General features: G+C 60.7%; 1 protein-coding gene and 1 pseudogene. One reads left to right on the top strand and one right to left on the bottom strand.

Going from position 1 to position 2,063, the window contains the following annotated elements; translation table 11 throughout:
- Positions 1-288: 288 nt before the first annotated feature.
- The gene (locus HV796_RS41870; protein WP_175233494.1) at positions 289-816 is read right to left on the bottom strand and encodes a hypothetical protein; all 528 of its coding nucleotides are present in this window, start codon (positions 814-816) and stop codon (positions 289-291) included.
- Between the two features lie 316 nt (positions 817-1,132).
- On the opposite strand from HV796_RS41870, the pseudogene HV796_RS41865 reads away from it, so the two are divergent.
- Positions 1,133-1,633: pseudogene (locus HV796_RS41865) on the top strand (helix-turn-helix domain-containing protein); the annotation flags it as partial.
- Positions 1,634-2,063 lie beyond the last annotated feature (430 nt).

Below are 2,063 nucleotides of genomic sequence, written 5' to 3'. Positions count from 1 at the left end.
CCCCTCTCGCTGGTGTTGATGAACGTTCGAAACTTCATCATGGCACGTCGATGCCGACTCGCGGCTTCCGCCGCAGCCTCGGGACGGGGAAGTCCCTTTCATTCTCTAGACATATGTACCTACAGTAGTTCAACTCCGTCGATGCATCCGGCGAGAGAATGGGCCCAGTCCAGCAGGCCTTGGGGCGCTCGCGCAAGCAGCGTCAAAGAGATTGCGATGCGAGGGTAAAAGGCAGAGGGTCGGGCGGGCATGTTCCAATGCAGGATTCGAAACAATGGAACGTCAAGACTAATCCCCGGCGTCTGTCTCTTCTGGGTCGGGTTCGGCGGAACTCGTCCGTTCGGCTAGCGATGCCTTGATTCGAGCAATATACGCGTCGAGCTTCCGGCTCGCGTCAATGACTGCCTGCAGGCGGGTCTCTCGCAGCTGCCGGTCATACTCGTTGACCGCGGCGACAAGACGTTCGACAAGCGGCCCGGGCACGACCGGCGTGCCGTCCCGCATATATACTTCCATCGCATCGAACAACATCAATTCTGTCTCATAGAAGAAAGGAAGTGGCAGCAGCCCGTGCCCCGCTTCGGTCAGATAGCGAATGAGTAACAGGGTCGATGCCATCTGGTCGAGGTTCGCCCTATCGGCGCGGCCCTGCCGGATCGCCTCGAATTCGAGACGGCACCGAAGAATGACCTTCTCGGCATCGCTTCGGGCCAGCGGCAGGAAAAGACGCCGGGTGCGGTGCGGCTGGGGGGTGCCGCGTGATCGGGTAGAGCGTTTTGAAACAGGCATAGAGCTTCCGAGCGGTGACGGGCCCATGCGTGTGCAGTGTCCTCAGCTCCTTGCGCGGCGAGTCCGTGCAGGGTTCCGGTACGTCGCAGACAGGGGCGGTTTTGCGGCTACTGACCAGCGGTGCTTTCTTGTCATTCAAGAATGCATGCCCGTGGCTTCCAGTGCGCGCCGGATACTGGCATACGGGGATTAGTAACGCGCGACACATTGTTAAGGGAATTCCGCTGGGCGATCAGCGTGCGGACGAACGCGGGAAGTGGCGCTTCCGTCCGGTGCCCGCGATTCTATATCAGAGCACGACGCCTTCACCTCCGCGGCATTTACGAGGGACAGCACGGGATCGATCATAGCCTGCAAATCGGTCGTCCAGCACCGGCTGACAATCGTGCTGGCCGCTGAACGTCTGCAGCTGTGTGAGCGTCAGGTCAGCCGGCTGGTGCGTCGCCATGAGGCCGCCGGGCCAGACGGGCTGGTGTCGGCGCGGCGTGGGTAGCCGGGTAACCGCGATCTGCTGGTGGACCTGCGTGCTCAGGCGATGGCGCTGGCGCGCGAGAAGCTCGCCGAATGTCATGGCGTGATGCTAGGTAAGGAAACCGTGCGGCGCTGGATGCGCGATGCAGGGCTGTGGATTCTACGCAAACAGCGGCCACCGAAGGTGCATCAGACGCGCAACCATCGCGCCTGCCTGGGCGAACTAATCCAGATCGACGGCAGCGATCACCGCTGGTTCGAGGACCGGGCGCCGGCCTGCACGCTGCTGGTGTACGTTAACGATGCGACCAGCCGGCTGATGATGATGCTGCACTTCACGGTGACCGAGTCGACCTTCAGCTACCCCGACGCAGCCGCATAGCCGCGGAGAACGACCTACCGTTCAGCGGCTCAACGTAGAACAGGTCTTTCTGACCGCGGGAGTATCGTCCGCACATGTGCGCCCTCTCCCGGATCTCCGGGCTTGGCGCCCCGCACGCCACCACCGGTGGCTTTCATTCTACTGATCGGTGCGACGGCCCGCATCAACCAAAAAAATCACCACGAAAAAAAGTCTTGACTGAATTTGAGTTGCATTCTTGCTTGTTTGGTGCAAAATATCCACCCAAACAACAGAGGTGGCCATGTTAGTCGAGTTCCGCGCCCGCAACTTCCGCTCCATCCGGGACGATATGTCCCTCAGCATGGTGGCAAGTTCGGACAAAGAAAAACGGGAATCGAACACGGTTCCCTCGGGGGCGGCAAGCGTGCCGGACCTTTTGCGTGTTGCATCGATCTACGGC

The sequence above is a fragment of the Paraburkholderia humisilvae genome, from assembly GCF_902859855.1.
GTDB classification, from domain to species: Bacteria; Pseudomonadota; Gammaproteobacteria; order Burkholderiales; family Burkholderiaceae; genus Paraburkholderia; species Paraburkholderia humisilvae.
The sequence above is the reverse complement of the archived record's forward strand: the minus strand, read 5'-3'. Positions and strand labels throughout refer to the sequence as shown.

Excerpts from the sequence above, each read along its gene's own strand:
- HV796_RS41870 (WP_175233494.1), bottom strand. The coding sequence starts at position 816 with ATGGGCCCGTCACCGCTCGGAAGCTCTATGCCTGTTTCAAAACGCTCT.